The following is a 17,347-nucleotide window of genomic DNA, read 5'->3' as shown; positions in this document are numbered from 1 at the left end:
TCCTGCGTCCACGTGGGCTTGCTGCTGATTCTTGTCATCGTCGTTGTTGTTATAAGGAGAAGAGCTTCGCGCACGGAGTAACGAGCGGCTCCTGGTTCCTGCGGAGGGCAGGCTGCCGGACAGTGGACAGGCAACAGAATCGGCACTATGATGTAGGCAACAGCAAGTTTTTCCAGTTTCGCACATTTTCTTTAGGGAGTGAGGCAATTGAAAAGAAGGTTAGTATCCCTCCTCATTGTGACACTTTTCGGAAGTATATTCAGTTTGACGGCAAGCGCAGCCAGTAAACCGCCAACCTTTGTCAGCGTCGTCATGGACGGCAAAAAAATCTGGTTTCCCGACGCGCAGGCGTTTATTGATGAGAACGGGCGAACGCTCGTCCCGGTACGCTTTGTCGCCGAATCGCTCGGAGCGAAAGTCGGCTGGGAATCGAAAACACAGACGGTTCCGATTACGAGAGACGATCAATCTATCGTTCTGACGATTGACCAAAATGTTGTGCTGGTAGATGGCAAAGCGGTCACTTTGGATACGAAAGCCATCCTAAGCGGCGGTCGAACGTTTGTGCCGCTCCGTTTCGTAAGCGAGGTGTTGGGTGCGAAGGTGGATTGGGACAATCCGACAGACACCGTGTTTATCAAGACCAGCGAAGATAGCGCGGCGCAGACCGACCAATGGGGGCGCTTGATTCGCACGACCGACTTACCGAAGAATGCGAGCGATTATCCATACATTCTTGCGGACGTTCCGAACGAAATGTACGAGATGGGCTATCCATTTTCGCATCCAACAGACAGCAAAGTTTCATCCGTCCTCTACTCGACGAAGCCGGAATTCAACAAGAAGAACGTGGATATTTGGATGGGAAGACTGAAAGCATTCGGTGCGCTTTGGCTGAATGTAAATTACAACACGATTGATGACGCGTGGACGCAGGCGGTTTTTGCTACCAAAATGCAAAACTCTGATGCCGAACTGAAACATATTCGCCGCTACGCAGAATGGGTCAAAGAGAACCAAATCCAGATGGAAGGCTATCTTGATCCCGAGCCATCCATGATTTATAAAGATGGGTTTGGCAACAACTTTGTGCGATCCAAGTTCAGGATTAAACTCGTCTCGTACAAGGCAAGCAATGACTTGCTTTACGATGAGTGGTTCCCGAAAAAACAAACGTTTGAGAAAGGTGTTTGGTACGAAGGCTACGCCGATATTTCTCTTTCCACTAATGTAGGCGGCGATTGGGGAAGTACGTTGAAGGTTGATCCGAATGCAAGTTTATTCCGCAATCATATCATTAGAAAGGCGGACTCGAACTAGATGCGCAAACCTAAATTCATACGAATCACGTTGAGCATGCTGCTGGCATGCTCTTTTTTATTGTCGTGCTTTCCGTTTCTTACGAATGCCGCGACACCGGCTGTCCGGGTAGATGAGGGTAAGATCAAATTTGAAATCACTAGCACAGCAGCAACCTCGTCCATCCGCTACAGAACGGTAGGTTGGACGGTTCGTCGTGACCAACTCTGCACGAATACATCATCCAAACAGTGCAGTGATCCGCGTAACGGCAGTCACGCATCCTTTGTCAATCAACAGGTGCGTCAAGTCGCGCAAAATCCGAACCCCCCAATTCCCGGAGAGCCGGTCACGACCTACTACGAAGTCAGTGAAGATTTAGTAACGGACGGCATGTGGCAAGCAGGCATGGGAGACATCAAGGACAACGACGACCTGTACTTGTACGCAATTATGGTATCCGTCGATGGCAATGGAAACGTGCGCAAAGGCCCATTTTACACGTTAGAAGGAATCAAGAACGCTGAACCTTGGGCGCACCCAGATGATCTCGATGATTACTTTGGGATTCACATCCCCTATCGCAGCGCGAATTTTCCTGTCGATGTCGTTGCGAAAACAGTGGGAGGAACGATCCTCAAGCAGCCTGAGGTCACGTTCCATAAGGGCGACTACAAAGTCGGCGAGACGATCAACCACGAGTTTCCTGCGACGATTGAGGATAACGGGAAAACGTACAGTATTGTCCGCTCCTACCTATCGCCGAAGAAGGACCTAACGCAGAAAAGCTGGTTGCAGGAAAATCCGGATGCGAATCCGAAGGTGCGAACGCGAAGCTTCACGGTGGCGCTTGGCGGAACGGACGCGATTGCCGAATACGCTGAAAATAACCCGGTAAAGGCGATCTATCAAAAGGAAGATGGTACGAAACTCAAGGAAGTCGACAAAGGCGTCTACGAGACTGGAGAGGAAGCGAACTATACGTTTGATCCGCAGCTCACATCTGGTGGCCAGACATATGAAATTGTTCGCACGTATATCACAAACAACAAGAAGCCGGATGAGAAGCTATTCATACAAGAAAAAGGCGACGCGAATCTGCTCGAACGCTCCATCTTGGTTGGCTCTGGCGGCTCCAACTTCGTCGGCATCTATAAAATTCCTTCCCCGATTACCGTGACATCTCGTATTGACGCGCCAAATCACGTCGATGCTTCCGTCACCTCTGTGGATGGAAATTTTGTATTTGAAGCGAAGTCACCCGTGCCGCTCAAAACGTATGAGATCACAAAAATAGAGAACGCAACATTCGTTACGCCTAGCGATAAGTCCGGCTCACTCAGCGGGCTGACGGCAAGTAAATCGCTGCCGATCAAAATTCCATTCACATCCGGCTCCAGTATTACCGTCAAAATCACGGTCGTCGTGAAAGATACTAATGGTAACAGCGGAGATTCCACCTCGGATCACACCGTACGCAAAGGCGACAGTGACGGCGGCGATACCTCGTTACCTGGCACGAGCCAGCAAGCCGAGGCGATGGATGCCACGGCATCGGCGATCATAAAGGCGGATTCTCGCGGCGCAGAACGCTTTGATGTTTTGAAGGGAATACCGACCTCAGAAAGCCTTTATGTTAACGCGAGCGCCAAAGCGTATTTGTATCGCAATACGTTCACAGAAGTGAAAGGCTCGAAATCGTATCCGATTACAGTCAGCCGCACCTATACGCTGAGATGGACGGAATATGTTCCCGGCCCGCCGGATAGCGAAGGTCATTCGACCACGGTTCCGGTATCCCGATCCGACACGCAAACGGTCACCCAAAGCTACAGTGTGGAACGAAAGTACAGCTATTGGCTGGCAGACCGTTTGGAAGTGTACGGCTTACAGAAGGCGACAGTCGCCAACTATGCCCTGCCCTCCGGTTCGGTGACGCTGCAAGCAAACGGGTATACCGCACCGTCTGTTTCCGCCACCCATGATGCAGCGGGCTCGTCCCATATTACGGACCCGGTGTATCGCAACGTTGTGCTTTCCGGTCAAACGGTTTACGGCGGCTCCAGTAGACCTTCGGTTCCAAGCGAGAACTGGAAGTCAGAGGCTGAAAATGCGGTCGGGAAAATCAAGGTCAAGAACGACACGGTCGTCTTTAATGGACAAACGATCATGGACAATCGGACGGTGGAGGAAACGGCACCTGCTCCGGGGGCGATTCCTGCATCTCCTATGATCGGTCAGGATGTTTTATATGGTTCGGGATTTGTCATCGATGCGACTAAAACGAACAAGGGGAGCCAGCCAAGCACGGGGACGATTTATTATACGCTGGTCAAGGGCATCGGAGGCGGGTCGAACCAAAGCTTCCCGATCAACGGCATCAATCCGGTGACGGTGCATACCCCCGTCGTCAATCTGGCATCTGTAGCCGACGATCAGGCGCACAATCAGAAAACGGTGCCGACAGCCGATCGTTCGGCGCTTATTCTGGATCGCCCCTTTACCGTGACGATTCCTACCAGCGGGCCGCACCGGGACATTACCGGCTATGGCAATCGGGACTATGCCAAATATGTGCGAGACAAGCAGGTAAGGTTCCCATTCGATGTATACAAGGCTGACCACGGAACGTTGATTCCGAAGGACACCTGGACTTCGATTCCTGTCGGCCAGCTTACAACCACTTTTTACATGCCCGTTTGGGTAGATGAGGGAAATTATGATGTACTGTTCCGCACATTTGCCGAAAACAGTCCGGTTTCATTCACATCACAAAGTAATGCCAATTTGGACTTAACTAATCATGTGGCGACGCAAGTTGTGGCGGTTGAGGTTATTGGCCGTCTGTTCGACTTCCGAATTACCGATATTGCCGACTACCAGTGGGAAAAGGTGTTCAGAACGGCGGCAGGCAGTGTGACGCCGACCGGAAATAACTACTGGGTTGGCACAAAAGGGATCGACGGCGCGGCGCGCGGCAATACGGCCCCTTACGTGCTGCCGATTCGGCCCGGCAGTCACCCGGAGAGCGGAAAGAAAAATGTTGTGGTAAAAACAGGCTATCACTTCAAATTTGAGGTCAAAACGCTCGGCAACATGTTCAGCGCGGGCGATGGCGTGAAGATTACGCCGACTTTTTACTTCGTTGACAAGCAGGGCAAAAACCGGCAACAGGTGGACTTGTACTATCATTCGGGAAACAAGCGGTTTATTCGGATCGGCTCCACAGAAGATACCGAGCAGCGGTTGGTGACGCTCGACACCCGCCTGCGCAATGTGTCGCAGCAGGAGCTAACCAACACGGCCAGTTCACTGTGGAAGCTGAATGGTTCCTCTGGCACTCAGACGTCGTATGTACAGCAGGTTTTGAAGAACGCGGCGCAAAAGCGGTTTTACGTCGGTGGCTACGACGGCGTGCTGCTTCCTTCGCAGCTTCGGACGTTTATCGGCAGCATGCAGGTGCCGTCTGGCATTGATACTGCGCGGGCCAATGCCTCGGTGCAGCGCTGGTTTGGCGAGTATAGCCTTCCGGCTGCTCCCTATGCAGTGCCAGCAGGCATCAATCTGGCCGAGTACGGACGTACCCACCGGCTGGACGACAATGCGCCGATCTTCCTGCGTGACGGCTATATTGTAGTCAATTTTAACATCGAAACCATTCGCAATAAGGACATCGCTCACCCGCATTTGCAGTATAAAAATGCGCCGCTGGACAACCAGTGGCAGATGGAAGGTTTTCAGCGCAGTTTTGTCGATCCTTACGGGGGGGTGTTCTCTTTGCTAGACGGGGACGTTGTGTTTTATCACGCCGACTTGTCCAGCTACGACGATTTTGGTACGGGCGGCACCCATTAAAAACAACATACCGTTTGGGAGGAAAAGAGCATGATTGAGAAGCTGAAGATTGCCACATCTGAGGATGAGGCTTATTTTTATTCCGCCTCCATCGAGAAGGATACAGAGCGCGGTTGTATTGGGCATGTGCGCGGTGATTTCGGCAAAGATGGGGAGGCATTTTGGGCGACTTGGTTCGAACATATCTCTTCGTTGAAAACTCCTGATTTTCGGGAGGAGCTTGGAGCGGTCATTCAAGCGTTGACGGAACAGGGGCTGCTTCAAAACCGCAGTGGCATGCACGATTTTTGTATAAAACATCCAGAGGCCCGTCTACCAAGCGCGCGGCACAGCGATGTCTATGGCTTTTGTTTACAGACGGCAAAGCATCGTTACTATCTGCGATGCTTTCCGCGTGCCGGCGACTATAACTTTTATTTATATTGCTTCGCCCGGCCGGAGCGAATGAATGAATTGTCGTCGCCCCTCCATTCCCCTTCATCGGCACCACTAAAGCAGAAGTCTGAACTGGAACGATAGGAGGACGCACACCTATGAACGATCTCGCCCGTTACCGGCTGCTGGCCGGCGTATCGGTTCCGCCTGCGGCGAAGCTGCTGTACAGCTATTTGCTGGATCGCGCAGGCGGACGAAACGGCACGGTATTGCTTTCATCCAGACGACTTGCGGCAGAGGTGGGGCTTTCCGCCTCTGCCGTCCGTCGCAATCTGCATCGGCTTCAGCAAAACGGACTGATCCGGCTCACGCCCCGATATTCCGAGGAAGGCATTCGTCTGTCGAACCAAATTACCTTTGCATGAGGAGGTGCGACCTTTGACAGCCAAGTTGCAGCGAATGGCGGAGCTTGCCGCCAGTACGGCCCGTGCGGTTTCGAATGACCCTGAGCGCTGGGTCGATTTTCTGCGGACGGCGGCCTGGAACTACAAGTATCCGTTTCAGGATCAACTTTTGATCTACGCGCAGCGCCCCGATGCTACGGCATGTGCGACGATTGAAATCTGGAACAAGCGGTTAAACCGTTGGGTCAAGCGCGGCGCAAAAGGCATCGCGCTGATCGAGGATCGGGGCAGTTATTTGGGGCTGCGTCATGTCTTCGATGTGTCGGACACGCAGAGCCGAATCCGACAACCCGTCTCCCTATGGCGCATGGAGGAGCCGGATACGGAAGCCGTCATCGAAACGTTGGAAAATGCGTTTGGCAGTGAACGAGGGCCAGGCATGGAGCTGGTTGACACGCTGTTGACCGCTGCCCGAAACGCGGTGGAGGACCATAGCGCCGATTACGTGCGGATGCTGCTGATCGAGCGCGACAACAGCCTACTTGAAGAACTGGATGAGCCGCATGTGGAGCTGCTATTTAAGGAAGCCGCAGAGCACGCAGTCGCCTTTATGGCGCTGACACGCTGCGGTCTGGAACCCTCCCATTACATCAGCGTTGACGATCTGTCCGGCGTCGGTTATTTCAATACACTCCCTGCGCTTTCTCAGTTGGGCGCAGCGATCAGCGACGTAGCGGAAACGATGCTGCGCGAGATTGAATCCACCGTTCGGGCGATGCGCCGCGATGAGCAGCGAAAAAATGAACGTCAGACAAACCGCACCGTTGCAAGGCCAGCATCCTTGCCGCACAATGAAGCTAAAACAAGTGAAAGGATGATCGAGCATGGAACTGACCTACACGCCGAGCGGGCATTACCTGCTGCCCGACCTGACGTTGACCGAACCGATGAGCATCGGGAAATATGGGATGTTGCGCAAGACGTTTCTCAAGGAGCAGCGGAAGGGAACCTACGCCCACCTGATGCTGTCGGAGCAACTGACCAGGCATCTGGCGGACATCGACCGGACAGCGAGGGAGCAGGTCGACCTGACGATGCAGGAACTGATCCGGCAGCATCCGGCCCCGGACAAGGCGACCGACCCGATGGGCTGGACGAGTCACATGAACAGCTTGAAGCAGCAGGCGGAGGAACTGATTCTCACGGAACTGATTTATCACTAAAATGGTACGACCGGGAAACGGAAGACAGAAGTCTTCCGTTTTTTCATGACCAGGCGATCATCAACGATATGCTTCGCGCCGCGCCTCTTTCCGAGAACAAAGCGGCCATCGAAGCCTTTTTCGATGCAAATCAGGAAGAACGTGAACGAACGCTGTATATTCGCAGTCTGTTCCCTACGGGAGTCACGGAGTTAACGCTCGAAGATGACCTAAAGGCCGGTTTTGAGCCGTACCGCAATGTGCTGCATCTTTGGACGGGATCGGCGGCGCAGCGGACGGCGCAGAGCTTTTACGATTGGTCGGTGATTGCCGGGCATATCGCCAGCATGATAATCCTTAACGAGTTTGATCCTGCTCGTACATCGCTGCCTTCTATTCAGCAGCAGACTCTATGGATGAAGCAAGCGGAGGACGAAAAAGCCTCCGCTTTTTCACTTCCTCAAGCGGCCATCGACGCTGTTCTGCAAGGTGGCAGCGGTTTTGAGAACGGAAAGCTTCGCATCGCGCTATTTTTTGGGCAGTCGTTATCGGCGCAGGAGAATGCTGATTTTCTGAAACGGGAATATGGCACAGGCGGGCGCCTCCCTGCCCTGATCGGCACCGATATTCATGAAAATCACGACAGCAAGGGGATTACGCTGACACGAGGTTCTATTATGAACCCGGACGTTAAAGTCGAGTTGCCGTGGATCAAGGTGCAAAAGCGAATCAGCGAGCTACTGGCAGCGGGCCGTTATCTGAACCGCCAGGAAGAAGAACGGTTGCCTGCCTATGCCGAGCAGCTGGAGGAGCAGCGCAGGCAGCGCGCGGCGGATAAGACGGAACACAAACTGCCGCTGTCGGAAATGCAGCCGGATGAATCACAGCAAACGACCAACCGGGCTCGGGCGCACTATGGGTATATCGAGGGCAGCAAACTCTTTATCGGTGCGGACGAATACGAAATTGCGCAACTGGAGCCGCGAAAGGTTGTGCTGCAGGACGTTCAATTTCCGTTATTCATGCAGGAAATGAATCGCCGGGATTTCGAGCGCATGCTGCGCGAGAATCCGCTGAACGATCATCTGATTTCCGGTCAGCAGGAATCGGATTCGGAACACGCGGAATGGGATACGGAATGGGTGGACGAACCGGAGCAAGCGGAACATTCGGCACAAGATGAGGAGGACAGGATACCTCCCGTTTCCGCTGCCACGCCCGAGATCGAGATCCGGCGTGAATCGACACCGGTCAGCAACTACCGGATCAAGGACAATGAATTGGGATACGGTGGCGCGAAAACCAAGTACAAATGGAATGTGGAAGCGATTCGGCTGCTCGGGCAACTGGAAAAGGATAACCGTCAGGCAACTGCGGACGAACAGGCCGTGCTTGCCCGTTATGTGGGCTGGGGCGGGATTCCGCAAGCGTTTGATGATGGCAATCCGCAATGGGGAAACGAATATGCAGAGCTGCGAGATTTACTGGACCCGGAGGAGTATGCGTCCGCCCGCGCCTCCACGCTGAATGCGCACTACACCTCTCCTACCGTCATCAAGGCGATGTACGAATGCCTGGAGAGGATGGGCTTTCGCAGCGGCAACGTTCTGGAGCCTTCATGCGGTATTGGAAACTTTTTCGGCTTAGTGCCGGAGACGTTTGCCGACGCTCGGCTATTTGGCGTGGAGTTGGACAGCATCACCGGTCGCATTGCGCGGCAGCTTTACCCGCAGGCGTCGATTGCTGTCAGCGGCTACGAGCAGACCAGCTTGCCGGATAGCTTTTTTGATCTCGCCATTGGCAACGTGCCGTTCGGCGGCTACGGCGTAGCCGACAAAAAATACGATAAGCACAAGTTTCTGATTCACGACTATTTCTTTGCGAAGACGCTGGATAAGGTTCGTCCGGGCGGCATCATCGCCTTCATCACTTCTAAAGGCACAATGGACAAACAAAACTCGGCTGTCCGTAAATACATTGCGGAACGAGCCGCGCTGCTTGGCGCGGTGCGCCTGCCTAGCAATGCGTTCCTGGCGAATGCAGGGACCGAAGTGACCGCCGACATTTTATTTTTGCAAAAACGGGACCGTATGGTGGCGGTAAGCGAGCAAACCGAAGAATGGCTTGCGCTTGGTGAAACAGCAGAAGGTGTTCCCGTTAATGCCTACTTTGCAGCCCGCCCCGATATGGCGCTTGGCACGATGGCCTACGATGATCGGATGTATGGCAATCAACAGGAAACGACCTGTCGTCCCTACCCGGACGCTCCTTTGGACGAGTTGCTGCGTGAGGCGCTAGCGAACATCCATGCGGAGTGGGTCGACTTGGAACGGGAGGAACAGCCGGAGGAGGAGGAAGTCTCCCAGCCTGCCGACCCGTCCGTTCGTAATTTCAGCTTTGCGCTGGTCGAAGGACGCATCTATTTTCGGGAAAACAGCCGGATGCGACCGGTTGAAACATCAGCAACTGCGGCGGGCCGTATCAAGGGCATGATTCAGCTTCGGGACACGGTGCGCGAACTGATCGAATACCAAACCGAGGATTACAGCGACGAAGCGATAAGGGAGCAACAGCGCAAGCTGGATACGCAATACGAACGGTTCACAACGCAATACGGCCTGATTAACAGTCGCGCCAATAGCCTTGCCTTTTCGGATGACAGCTCGTACTTCCTTCTCTGTTCGTTGGAAGTCATAGATGAGGAAGGACGGTTGCTACGTAAGGCGGATATGTTCACGAAGCGTACCATTCGGCAACGCACCAACATAAAACAGGTGGATACGGCTTCGGAGGCGCTGGCGGTTTCCATCGGTACGAAAGCTCGCGTCGATTTGCCGTATATGGCAGAGTTGACCGGACTCGCGCAAGAACTGCTTGTGCAGGAGCTTCGCGGCGTGATCTTCCCGAATCCTGAAAATCTGGACGAAGAAGGACAACCGATATACGAAACAGCGGATGCGTATTTATCGGGCAATGTTCGTGAAAAGCTGCGCACTGCCAAACAGTTTGCGGCCTTTGACGCCGAGCGGTACGCTGAAAATGTTAAAGCGCTGGAAGCCGTGCAGCCGATGGACTTGGACGCTTCCGAGATTGATGTACGACTGGGCGCAACCTGGCTGCCGCCGGAAGTCATTCGGGCATTCATTTTCGAACTGGTGGATACGCCGTATATGTACCAAACCTCCATCAACGTGATGTATTCCGGCTACACAGCAGCCTGGAACGTTAAAGGCAAAAGCGATGATCGCAGTAACAATATTAAGGCCAATGTCACCTACGGTACGAATCGCATCAATGCGTACAAAATTCTCGAAGACACGCTGAATCTGCGGGATGTACGGATATTCGATACGGCCGTTGAAAACGGTGTGGAAAAGCGGGTGCTGAACAAGCAGGAAACGGCTATCGCGCAGCAAAAGCAGGAAGCCATGAAGGAAGCGTTTCGAGACTGGATATGGCAAGATCCGCAGCGCCGGGAGCAGCTCACGCGACTGTACAATGATCGATTTAATTCCATCCGTCCGCGCGAATATGATGGAAGTCATATCCGCTTCACCGGGATGAACCCGGAAATCCGGTTGCGGCAGCATCAGGTCAATGCGGTTGCCCGAACGCTCTACGGCGGCAATTCCCTTTTCGCCCATTGCGTCGGCGCGGGCAAAACCTTTGCGATGACCGCCGCGGCAATGGAAAGCAAGCATTTGGGCCTGTGCAACAAAAGCATGTTGGTTGTTCCTAATCATCTGACCGAGCAATGGGCTGCGGAATTTTTGATGCTCTATCCGTCCGCGAACGTACTTGTCGCCACCAAGAAGGATTTTGAAACGAAGAACCGGAAGACGTTCTGCGCACGGATTGCCACCGGCGATTACGACGCGATTATTATCGGCCACTCGCAATTTGAAAAAATTCCGATCTCGGCGGAGCGCCAGCGGCAACAGCTTTACGAGCAAATATCCGAAATCACCAGCGGCATCCGCGAGCTAAAGGAAGCCAAGGGCGAGCGGTACGCCATCAAGCAGCTTGAGAGGACAAAGAAGACGCTGCAGGTCAAGCTGGAGAAGCTGAACGACACGAGCCGTAAGGATGATGTGGTTACCTTTGAGGAACTCGGCATCGATCGATTGTTCGTCGACGAAGCAGACTCGTACAAAAATCTATTCCTTTATACGAAAATGCGCAATGTCGCCGGGCTATCGCAAACCGAAGCGCAAAAGTCATCGGACATGTTTGCCAAGTGCCGCTATTTGGATGAATTGACCGAGGGACGGGGCATTATTTTTGCCACGGGTACGCCGATCTCCAACTCCATCACCGAGATGTACACGATGCAGCGCTACTTGCAATACGAGCGGCTCCGCGGGCAAGGCTTGCAGCACTTTGATTCGTGGGCTTCAACATTTGGCGAAACAGTTACTGCCATCGAATTGGCACCGGAAGGAACGGGCTATCGCGCGAAAACGCGGTTTGCCCGTTTTTATAATTTGCCGGAGCTGATGAACGTCTTTAAGGAAGTGGCGGACATTCAGACAGCGGATATGCTCCAGCTTCCGGTTCCCAAAGCCCACTTCCACAACGTCGCTGTTCCGCCGAGCGATTTTCAGCGTGAGATGGTCGCGGATCTCGCCAGCCGCGCCGAACTGGTGCGAGCGAAGCGAGTAGAGCCGCATGAAGACAACATGCTCAAGATCACCAACGACGGACGCAAGCTGGCCCTCGATCAGCGGCTGGCAAACGCCATGCTACCCGATGACGAAGGCAGTAAAGTAAGCGCCTGCGCGGATAACGTCTTTCGGCAATGGGCCGACAGTCGGGATCAGCGGCTCGCGCAGCTGGTCTTTTGCGACCTTTCCATTCCTAAGCAGGACGGAACCTTTAATGTGTACGACGAGCTGCGGCGAAAACTGACGGAGAAAGGCGTTCCGGTTGAGGAGATCGCCTTCATTCACGACGCCAATACAGAAGTGAAGAAGAAGGAACTGTTTGCCAAGGTGCGAACGGGACAGATTCGCATATTGCTCGGATCGACGTTTAAGATGGGTGCGGGAACGAACGTTCAGACCAAGTTGATCGCGCTTCATGACCTCGATTGTCCGTGGCGACCACGCGACCTGGAGCAGCGCAGCGGGCGGATTATTCGGCAAGGCAACCAGAACAGCGAGGTTCACATCTTCCGTTATGTCACAGAGAACACGTTTGACGCTTACCTCTATCAAACGCTGGAGAACAAGCAGCGGTTTATCTCGCAGATCATGACCAGCAAATCGCCGGTTCGTTCTGCCGAGGACATTGATGAGACGGCTTTGTCCTATGCTGAAGTTAAAGCGCTGGCGACCGGAAATCCGTACATCAAGGAGAAGATGGACCTCGACATCCAGGTATCCAAGCTCAAGCTGCTCAAGGCGAATCATTTAAGCCAGCGTTATGCGCTGGAGGATCGGCTGCTCAAAATGCTGCCGCAACAGTTCAAGTCAACGGAGGAACGCATTGCTGGGTATGAGCAGGACGTGGCCTTGTTCATGCGCGCCCAAGCGTCGGAAAAGGCTAGCAGCGACGATTCCCGTTTTCCCGGTATGACCATCAAAGATTACACGTACTCGGAACGTGCTACGGCGGGCGTTGCCCTGCTGGAAGCCTGCAAGGGCATGACCTCTCCCGATCCGCAGGATGCAGGCAGTTACATGGGCTTTTCCTTATGGCTATCGTTTGATAGCTTTGCAAAGGAATACAAGGTGACGCTGCGCGGCGCTTTGGGCCATACGATTACGTTAGGACCGGATGCAGGCGGCAATATGAGTCGAATAAACAACACCTTGTCGGATTTGCCGAATAAGCTCGCCTATTGCCGTGACCAGCTCGCAACACTCAAGCAACAGATGGTAACGGCGAAGGAGCAGATCGAGGCACCGTTCAAGCAGGAGCAGGAATTGCAAACGAAGTCCGCGCGGCTCGCGGAGTTAAATGTGCTGCTGAACATGGACAAAAGGGAAAACGAAGCCGTGGACAGCGTGTCGGATGAAGAACCGGAAGCACCCGAACGGCGGGTTGCGGATCGAGAGCGATAACAGCAATGGAAAGGTATAAATCACAGGACGAAACGGACTCCGGCTTTTGGGGTCCTTTTCGCATTTCTGGAGGTACGCACATGTTGTATGCCATCCCAAGCGGCGGCGGATGCTTTTGCCCGATTCTACCGCCTATTTGTTATGGAACCGATCCGACCGAGGAGGGAGAAACCATGCCGGAATTGGAATTGATATCCAAAGGGAAGAACTGATTTGGAGACACGTATTATTACATCCGTGATTCGAACGGGGTGACCAGTCAAGTCTATGAAAGCGAGTTAGACGCATTCATGAAAAAGAAAGGCGCTTCAGAGTTGAGGGAAAGAAGAGCTTATCTGTATCCCAAAAAGAAGGGTAAGGCACGATGAACAAATGAAGCAGGATGAAAGAAAATCAGCCTTACAATTAAGAGACACGATTTTTAAAGCCCGTTGTGTCTAATTTACTTTTTTCGAGAGGAACTACGGCAATGAGCTATGTAAGCAAGGAACAAATCGAACGTGCAAAGCAATTGGACCTGCTCACCTATTTGCAATGTTTCGAGCCATACGAACTGGTGCGGTGCTCGCGCAACGCCTATTCGACCCGCTCCCACGACAGCCTTAAAATCTCCAACGGTAAATGGTTCTGGTGGTCTAGGGGGATCGGCGGTCGTTCTGCGCTGGACTACCTCATTAAAGTAAGAGGCATGTCGTTTCCCGATGCGGTGCTGCAAATTGACGGTAATCCACCCGTTCACATGGCTCCAGCTACCCCTGCCATTCAGCAGGATGGTTCAAATGCGCGGCTGGAGCTTCCCGAACCGTATGAGAATTCGAATCGCGTCATCGCTTATCTCTCCAAACGCGGCATTTCCCGCGACGTAATTGATTTTTGTCTCAAAACGGGACGACTGTACGAAAGCCGAATGTACCACAACGCGATTTTTGTTGGGTTTGATTTGCAAGGCACTCCGCGCTATGCGGCGATTCGCGGGACAACCAAAACCCGATATATGGGCGAAGCGCCAGGCAGCGATAAACGGTATTCGTTCGCTATACCGGCCGATGATAACGGCACAGAGTTGCACTTGTTTGAAAGCGCGATTGACCTGTTATCGTACTGTACCCTTTCGGAAATCTCCGGGAAAGTCTGGCGACAATCGCATCAACTGTCGTTGGCCGGCATATACAGCCCAAAAGAAAACAAGGATGAGGGCATTGCCCCGGCTGCACTTACCAACTATTTGCAAAGCTATCCTGAAGTGGAGCACATGGTGCTTCACTTGGACAACGACGAACCGGGCCGTTCTGCGGCAGCAATGATTCAGCAATTACTCAGCCAAACCTACGAGATTTCCGATGAACCGCCAGTCAGGAAAGACGTTAACGACGACCTGATGATTTATCGTAAACAGCGCGAGGAGCCAACTCGATAGCACCGCTCGGTACAATGGTAATCAGAGCAGTGTCGGGCGAAAATAGAGGTGGCTTCAAAATTCTAATTCCGAGGAGGTAAGGCATGAGCGAACAGGGGAAAAATGAGCAGGCCGAGGAAATTGAGAAAGCACTTTTGGAGGCAGAGGAAGAAGCGCGAAACGATCCGACACGTTTAGGTTATCAAACGGTGATGGATCGTGTACGCCGGGTAATAGGCAAGGAACGTTGATGGAAGCCAAATACCATTATGTTTCGCACGAAGACGCTGAGCGATCAGCGTCTTTTTGTCGTTTCGATACCCCTCCCCTTTTTCCCGGCAGGTGCCTTCAGGGCGACGCGATCGTTACATCCAACCGGATGTAACGATCAGGACCGACAACCCCTATCATGTTGCGGATAACGACGAGTTGCAGGCCATCGCGGAAAGCATTCGGAAGCATGGCGTGATCTCGCCGCTTGTCGTGCGACCGCGGGATGGAGGAGGTTATGAAATCATATCCGGACACCGACGAAAGGCGGCTTGTGAAAAAGCGGGAATCGCTGCGGTCCCCGCCTTCATTCGTGAAATGGACCGAAACGCCGCGATTATCGCCCTGGTGGACAGCAATCTGCACCGCGAGCATGTGTTGCCGTCCGAAAAAGCATGGGCCTACAAGATGAAGCTGGATGCCATCAAACGGCAAGGGCAGCGCAACGATTTGGCCGATAGCGGAACTCCTGACCAACTCGGACAGAAGTCGCGGGAGCGCGTTGCCGTTGATGTAGGAACGAGCGCGACGCAGGTGCAGCGCTATATCCGGCTGACTGAATTGATTCCGCCGCTTCTGGAAATGGTGGACAGCGGCAAGGTGGCGTTCAGTCCTGCCGTGGAGCTGTCCTATCTGTCCGAAAAAGAACAGGAAGCCTTGCTGGAAACGATGGGTAGCGAGGAACGCACCCCTTCCCTTTCCCAAGCCCAGCGCATGAAAAAACTGAGCGCGAACGGCCTGCTCGACATGGACGCGATTTTCAAAATCATGATCGAGGAAAAACCGAGTCAACGGGAACAAATCAAGCTGCAAAAGGAAAGCATCAAGGACTATTTTCCGAAGGGCTATACGGCCCAGCAGATGGAACAGACCATATTGAAGCTGCTGGAGGAATGGAAGAAAAGGAGGGAACGGGGCCGCGAGAACAGCCGCTGACTTTTTCCCGGCTGGTATTTGGGGTAGTAGTACCAGCGAAGCTGACACCATCCGCAAAGTAGATGTAATTAAATGGGAGCAACAGCTACCGGATGAAAGGGAAGCTGCCACTTCCCCCAAGCGCAGACGGTCAGCGAGTGGGTCATTTTTAAGTTGGCGTTAGTGGGTCAATTTAAATCCGGCCTTGACATACGCAACAGTCTTGAATTTTTTTCCGTAAATCTAAGCTCCCAATTTCGCTTCAAATGATCCCCTCCGAGAAAAGTTACCTAAAATGGTCAAAATCGGTATACCGAAGCATACTTTATGAGACAATATAGGAATAAATGCTGCGAAGTTCTAATTCCCGAATCAAAGCTGGAACTTTATCGAAAGGAATTTCTGAAATGAGTAATTTGGGATGAAGATGAAGAAGGTGGGGAAAGTAATGGTACTGCTTCCATTTAGTGTTTCACAGGGTAAGGTGAGTTGATGCCGAAAATTTCAGTTTTACAGTCATACATGATCATAATACTTTCTGTCGGTTTGCTGAACCACGTCATCATCATACCGTTACTGCTCGGTGCATCAGGGCGAGATGCCTGGCTTGTAGTACTTCTTGTTTTAATCGCTTCGCCAATTTGGATTGGCATTCTGAGCTATATCCTAAAAAACATGAACGGAATGCATGTTAGGGATTGGTTAAAGCAACAATTCGGAATGGTTCTCTCGGCAACCTTGATTGTCCTATACAGTGTACTTGTATGGCTTATGGGACTCATTTCCTTTAAGGACACTATAACATGGACAATTGCAACTTATATGCCTCAATCTCCAATGTTTATTCTCGCAGGAACAACGCTTTTCGGATGCTTCTTCGCGGCATTTCAAGGGCTTCGCACCATTGCAATTTTAAGCGGGATATTGTTGCCTTTTGTTGTTATTCTGGGTGACCTTGTCATGACTGCAAACTTTCAGTTTAAAGACTACACCATGCTTTTTCCTCTACTCGAAAATGGGATATCTCCGCTTTGGAAAGGCATTCCCTACGTAGCTGGGGGATTGTTGGAGTTGTCGTTGCTGATTTTGTTTCAGCACAAGTTAACGAAAAAACCAGGTTTCAAAAGTTTAATGCTTATTTGCATCATATTATCCGGGCTAACGATCGGCCCTTTGATGGGCTCGATTACCATGTACGGCCCTGATGAAGCGGCAGACCAACGATACCCCGCTTTCGAACAATGGAGAATGGTTCGACTGGGCGAGTATGTGGAGCATGTTGATTTTTTCTCGATTTACCAGTGGTTATCCGGTATGTACATTCGAGTTTCCCTTTCCCTGTTACTCTTAAGCGAATTGTGGAAATTGCAAAAGTATAAGTGGTTGCCTATGTTTCTGGGCGCTTTATTCATGCTGGTTGCTACATTGTTGCCAATCAGCGATATGCTTTTTCAAGACCTGCTCAGCCGATATTACTTTCCTTCGTTTTGTGTCTTTACCATTGGGGTCATGTTCGTATATTTCGTGCGAATTATTATTTCAACATTGAGTAAAAGGAGCAACTGA

General features: G+C 52.3%; 11 protein-coding genes. 10 read left to right on the top strand and 1 reads right to left on the bottom strand.

Going from position 1 to position 17,347, the window contains the following annotated elements:
* Positions 1–207 precede the first annotated feature (207 nt).
* Genes NYE40_RS20660 through NYE40_RS20645 form a run of 4 tightly spaced genes read left to right on the top strand, consistent with a single transcriptional unit; the run spans position 208 to position 5,954 of the window.
* Positions 208–1,320 (top strand): copper amine oxidase N-terminal domain-containing protein, encoded by a 1,113-nt coding sequence (locus NYE40_RS20660; RefSeq protein WP_101808197.1) that lies wholly within the window; start codon positions 208–210, stop codon positions 1,318–1,320.
* On the top strand, positions 1,321–5,154 hold the full coding sequence (locus NYE40_RS20655) for a DUF5704 domain-containing protein (RefSeq protein WP_244912733.1): 3,834 nt from the start codon (positions 1,321–1,323) through the stop codon (positions 5,152–5,154).
* Between the two features lie 30 nt (positions 5,155–5,184).
* Positions 5,185–5,673: a hypothetical protein gene (locus NYE40_RS20650; RefSeq protein WP_127464351.1), complete on the top strand. Its 489-nt coding sequence runs from the start codon at positions 5,185–5,187 to the stop codon at positions 5,671–5,673.
* A 14-nt stretch (positions 5,674–5,687) separates the two neighbouring features.
* Positions 5,688–5,954, top strand: coding sequence for a helix-turn-helix domain-containing protein (locus NYE40_RS20645; protein ID WP_043111221.1), 267 nt, complete (start codon positions 5,688–5,690; stop codon positions 5,952–5,954).
* A 553-nt stretch (positions 5,955–6,507) separates the two neighbouring features.
* Here NYE40_RS20645 and NYE40_RS20640 read toward each other — a convergent pair.
* The gene (locus NYE40_RS20640) at positions 6,508–6,819 is read right to left on the bottom strand and encodes a hypothetical protein (protein ID WP_219623313.1); all 312 of its coding nucleotides are present in this window, start codon (positions 6,817–6,819) and stop codon (positions 6,508–6,510) included.
* On the opposite strand from NYE40_RS20640, the gene NYE40_RS20635 reads away from it, so the two are divergent.
* From NYE40_RS20635 to NYE40_RS20610, 6 genes are all read left to right on the top strand, one after another.
* Positions 6,818–7,156: a TnpV protein gene (locus NYE40_RS20635; RefSeq protein ID WP_101808195.1), complete on the top strand. Its 339-nt coding sequence runs from the start codon at positions 6,818–6,820 to the stop codon at positions 7,154–7,156. The two genes, NYE40_RS20640 and NYE40_RS20635, sit on opposite strands and share 2 nt — an antisense overlap.
* 68 nt (positions 7,157–7,224) lie before the next feature.
* On the top strand, positions 7,225–13,200 hold the full coding sequence (locus tag NYE40_RS20630; protein WP_339278886.1) for a helicase-related protein: 5,976 nt from the start codon (positions 7,225–7,227) through the stop codon (positions 13,198–13,200).
* A gap of 469 nt (positions 13,201–13,669) precedes the next feature.
* A complete protein-coding gene (locus tag NYE40_RS20625) occupies positions 13,670–14,617 on the top strand; it encodes a DUF3991 and TOPRIM domain-containing protein (protein ID WP_339278885.1) in 948 nt (315 codons plus the stop codon).
* A gap of 83 nt (positions 14,618–14,700) precedes the next feature.
* Positions 14,701–14,847 carry a hypothetical protein gene (locus NYE40_RS20620; RefSeq protein ID WP_154669660.1) on the top strand — a complete coding sequence of 49 codons (147 nt, stop codon included), beginning with the start codon at positions 14,701–14,703 and terminating at the stop codon, positions 14,845–14,847.
* A gap of 91 nt (positions 14,848–14,938) precedes the next feature.
* The gene (locus NYE40_RS20615) at positions 14,939–15,802 is read left to right on the top strand and encodes a ParB/RepB/Spo0J family partition protein (RefSeq protein WP_049868208.1); all 864 of its coding nucleotides are present in this window, start codon (positions 14,939–14,941) and stop codon (positions 15,800–15,802) included.
* Between the two features lie 471 nt (positions 15,803–16,273).
* Positions 16,274–17,347, top strand: a complete 1,074-nt coding sequence (locus NYE40_RS20610; protein ID WP_029198833.1) for an endospore germination permease — start codon at positions 16,274–16,276, stop codon at positions 17,345–17,347.

It is taken from the genome of Paenibacillus sp. FSL W8-1187 (genome assembly GCF_037965485.1).
Classification (GTDB): Bacteria; Bacillota; Bacilli; order Paenibacillales; family Paenibacillaceae; genus Paenibacillus_O; species Paenibacillus_O pasadenensis.
Note: the sequence above shows the minus strand (reverse complement) of the source record. Positions and strands in the feature narration are given on the sequence as shown.

Coding starts and splice junctions, on each gene's coding strand:
- NYE40_RS20655 (WP_244912733.1), top strand. CDS start 1,321: ATGCGCAAACCTAAATTCATACGAATCACGTTGAGCATGCTGCTGGCA.
- NYE40_RS20650 (WP_127464351.1), top strand. CDS start 5,185: ATGATTGAGAAGCTGAAGATTGCCACATCTGAGGATGAGGCTTATTTT.
- NYE40_RS20645 (WP_043111221.1), top strand. CDS start 5,688: ATGAACGATCTCGCCCGTTACCGGCTGCTGGCCGGCGTATCGGTTCCG.
- NYE40_RS20635 (WP_101808195.1), top strand. CDS start 6,818: ATGGAACTGACCTACACGCCGAGCGGGCATTACCTGCTGCCCGACCTG.
- NYE40_RS20640 (WP_219623313.1), bottom strand. CDS start 6,819: ATGCTCGATCATCCTTTCACTTGTTTTAGCTTCATTGTGCGGCAAGGA.
- NYE40_RS20630 (WP_339278886.1), top strand. CDS start 7,225: ATGCTTCGCGCCGCGCCTCTTTCCGAGAACAAAGCGGCCATCGAAGCC.
- NYE40_RS20625 (WP_339278885.1), top strand. CDS start 13,670: ATGAGCTATGTAAGCAAGGAACAAATCGAACGTGCAAAGCAATTGGAC.
- NYE40_RS20620 (WP_154669660.1), top strand. CDS start 14,701: ATGAGCGAACAGGGGAAAAATGAGCAGGCCGAGGAAATTGAGAAAGCA.
- NYE40_RS20610 (WP_029198833.1), top strand. CDS start 16,274: ATGCCGAAAATTTCAGTTTTACAGTCATACATGATCATAATACTTTCT.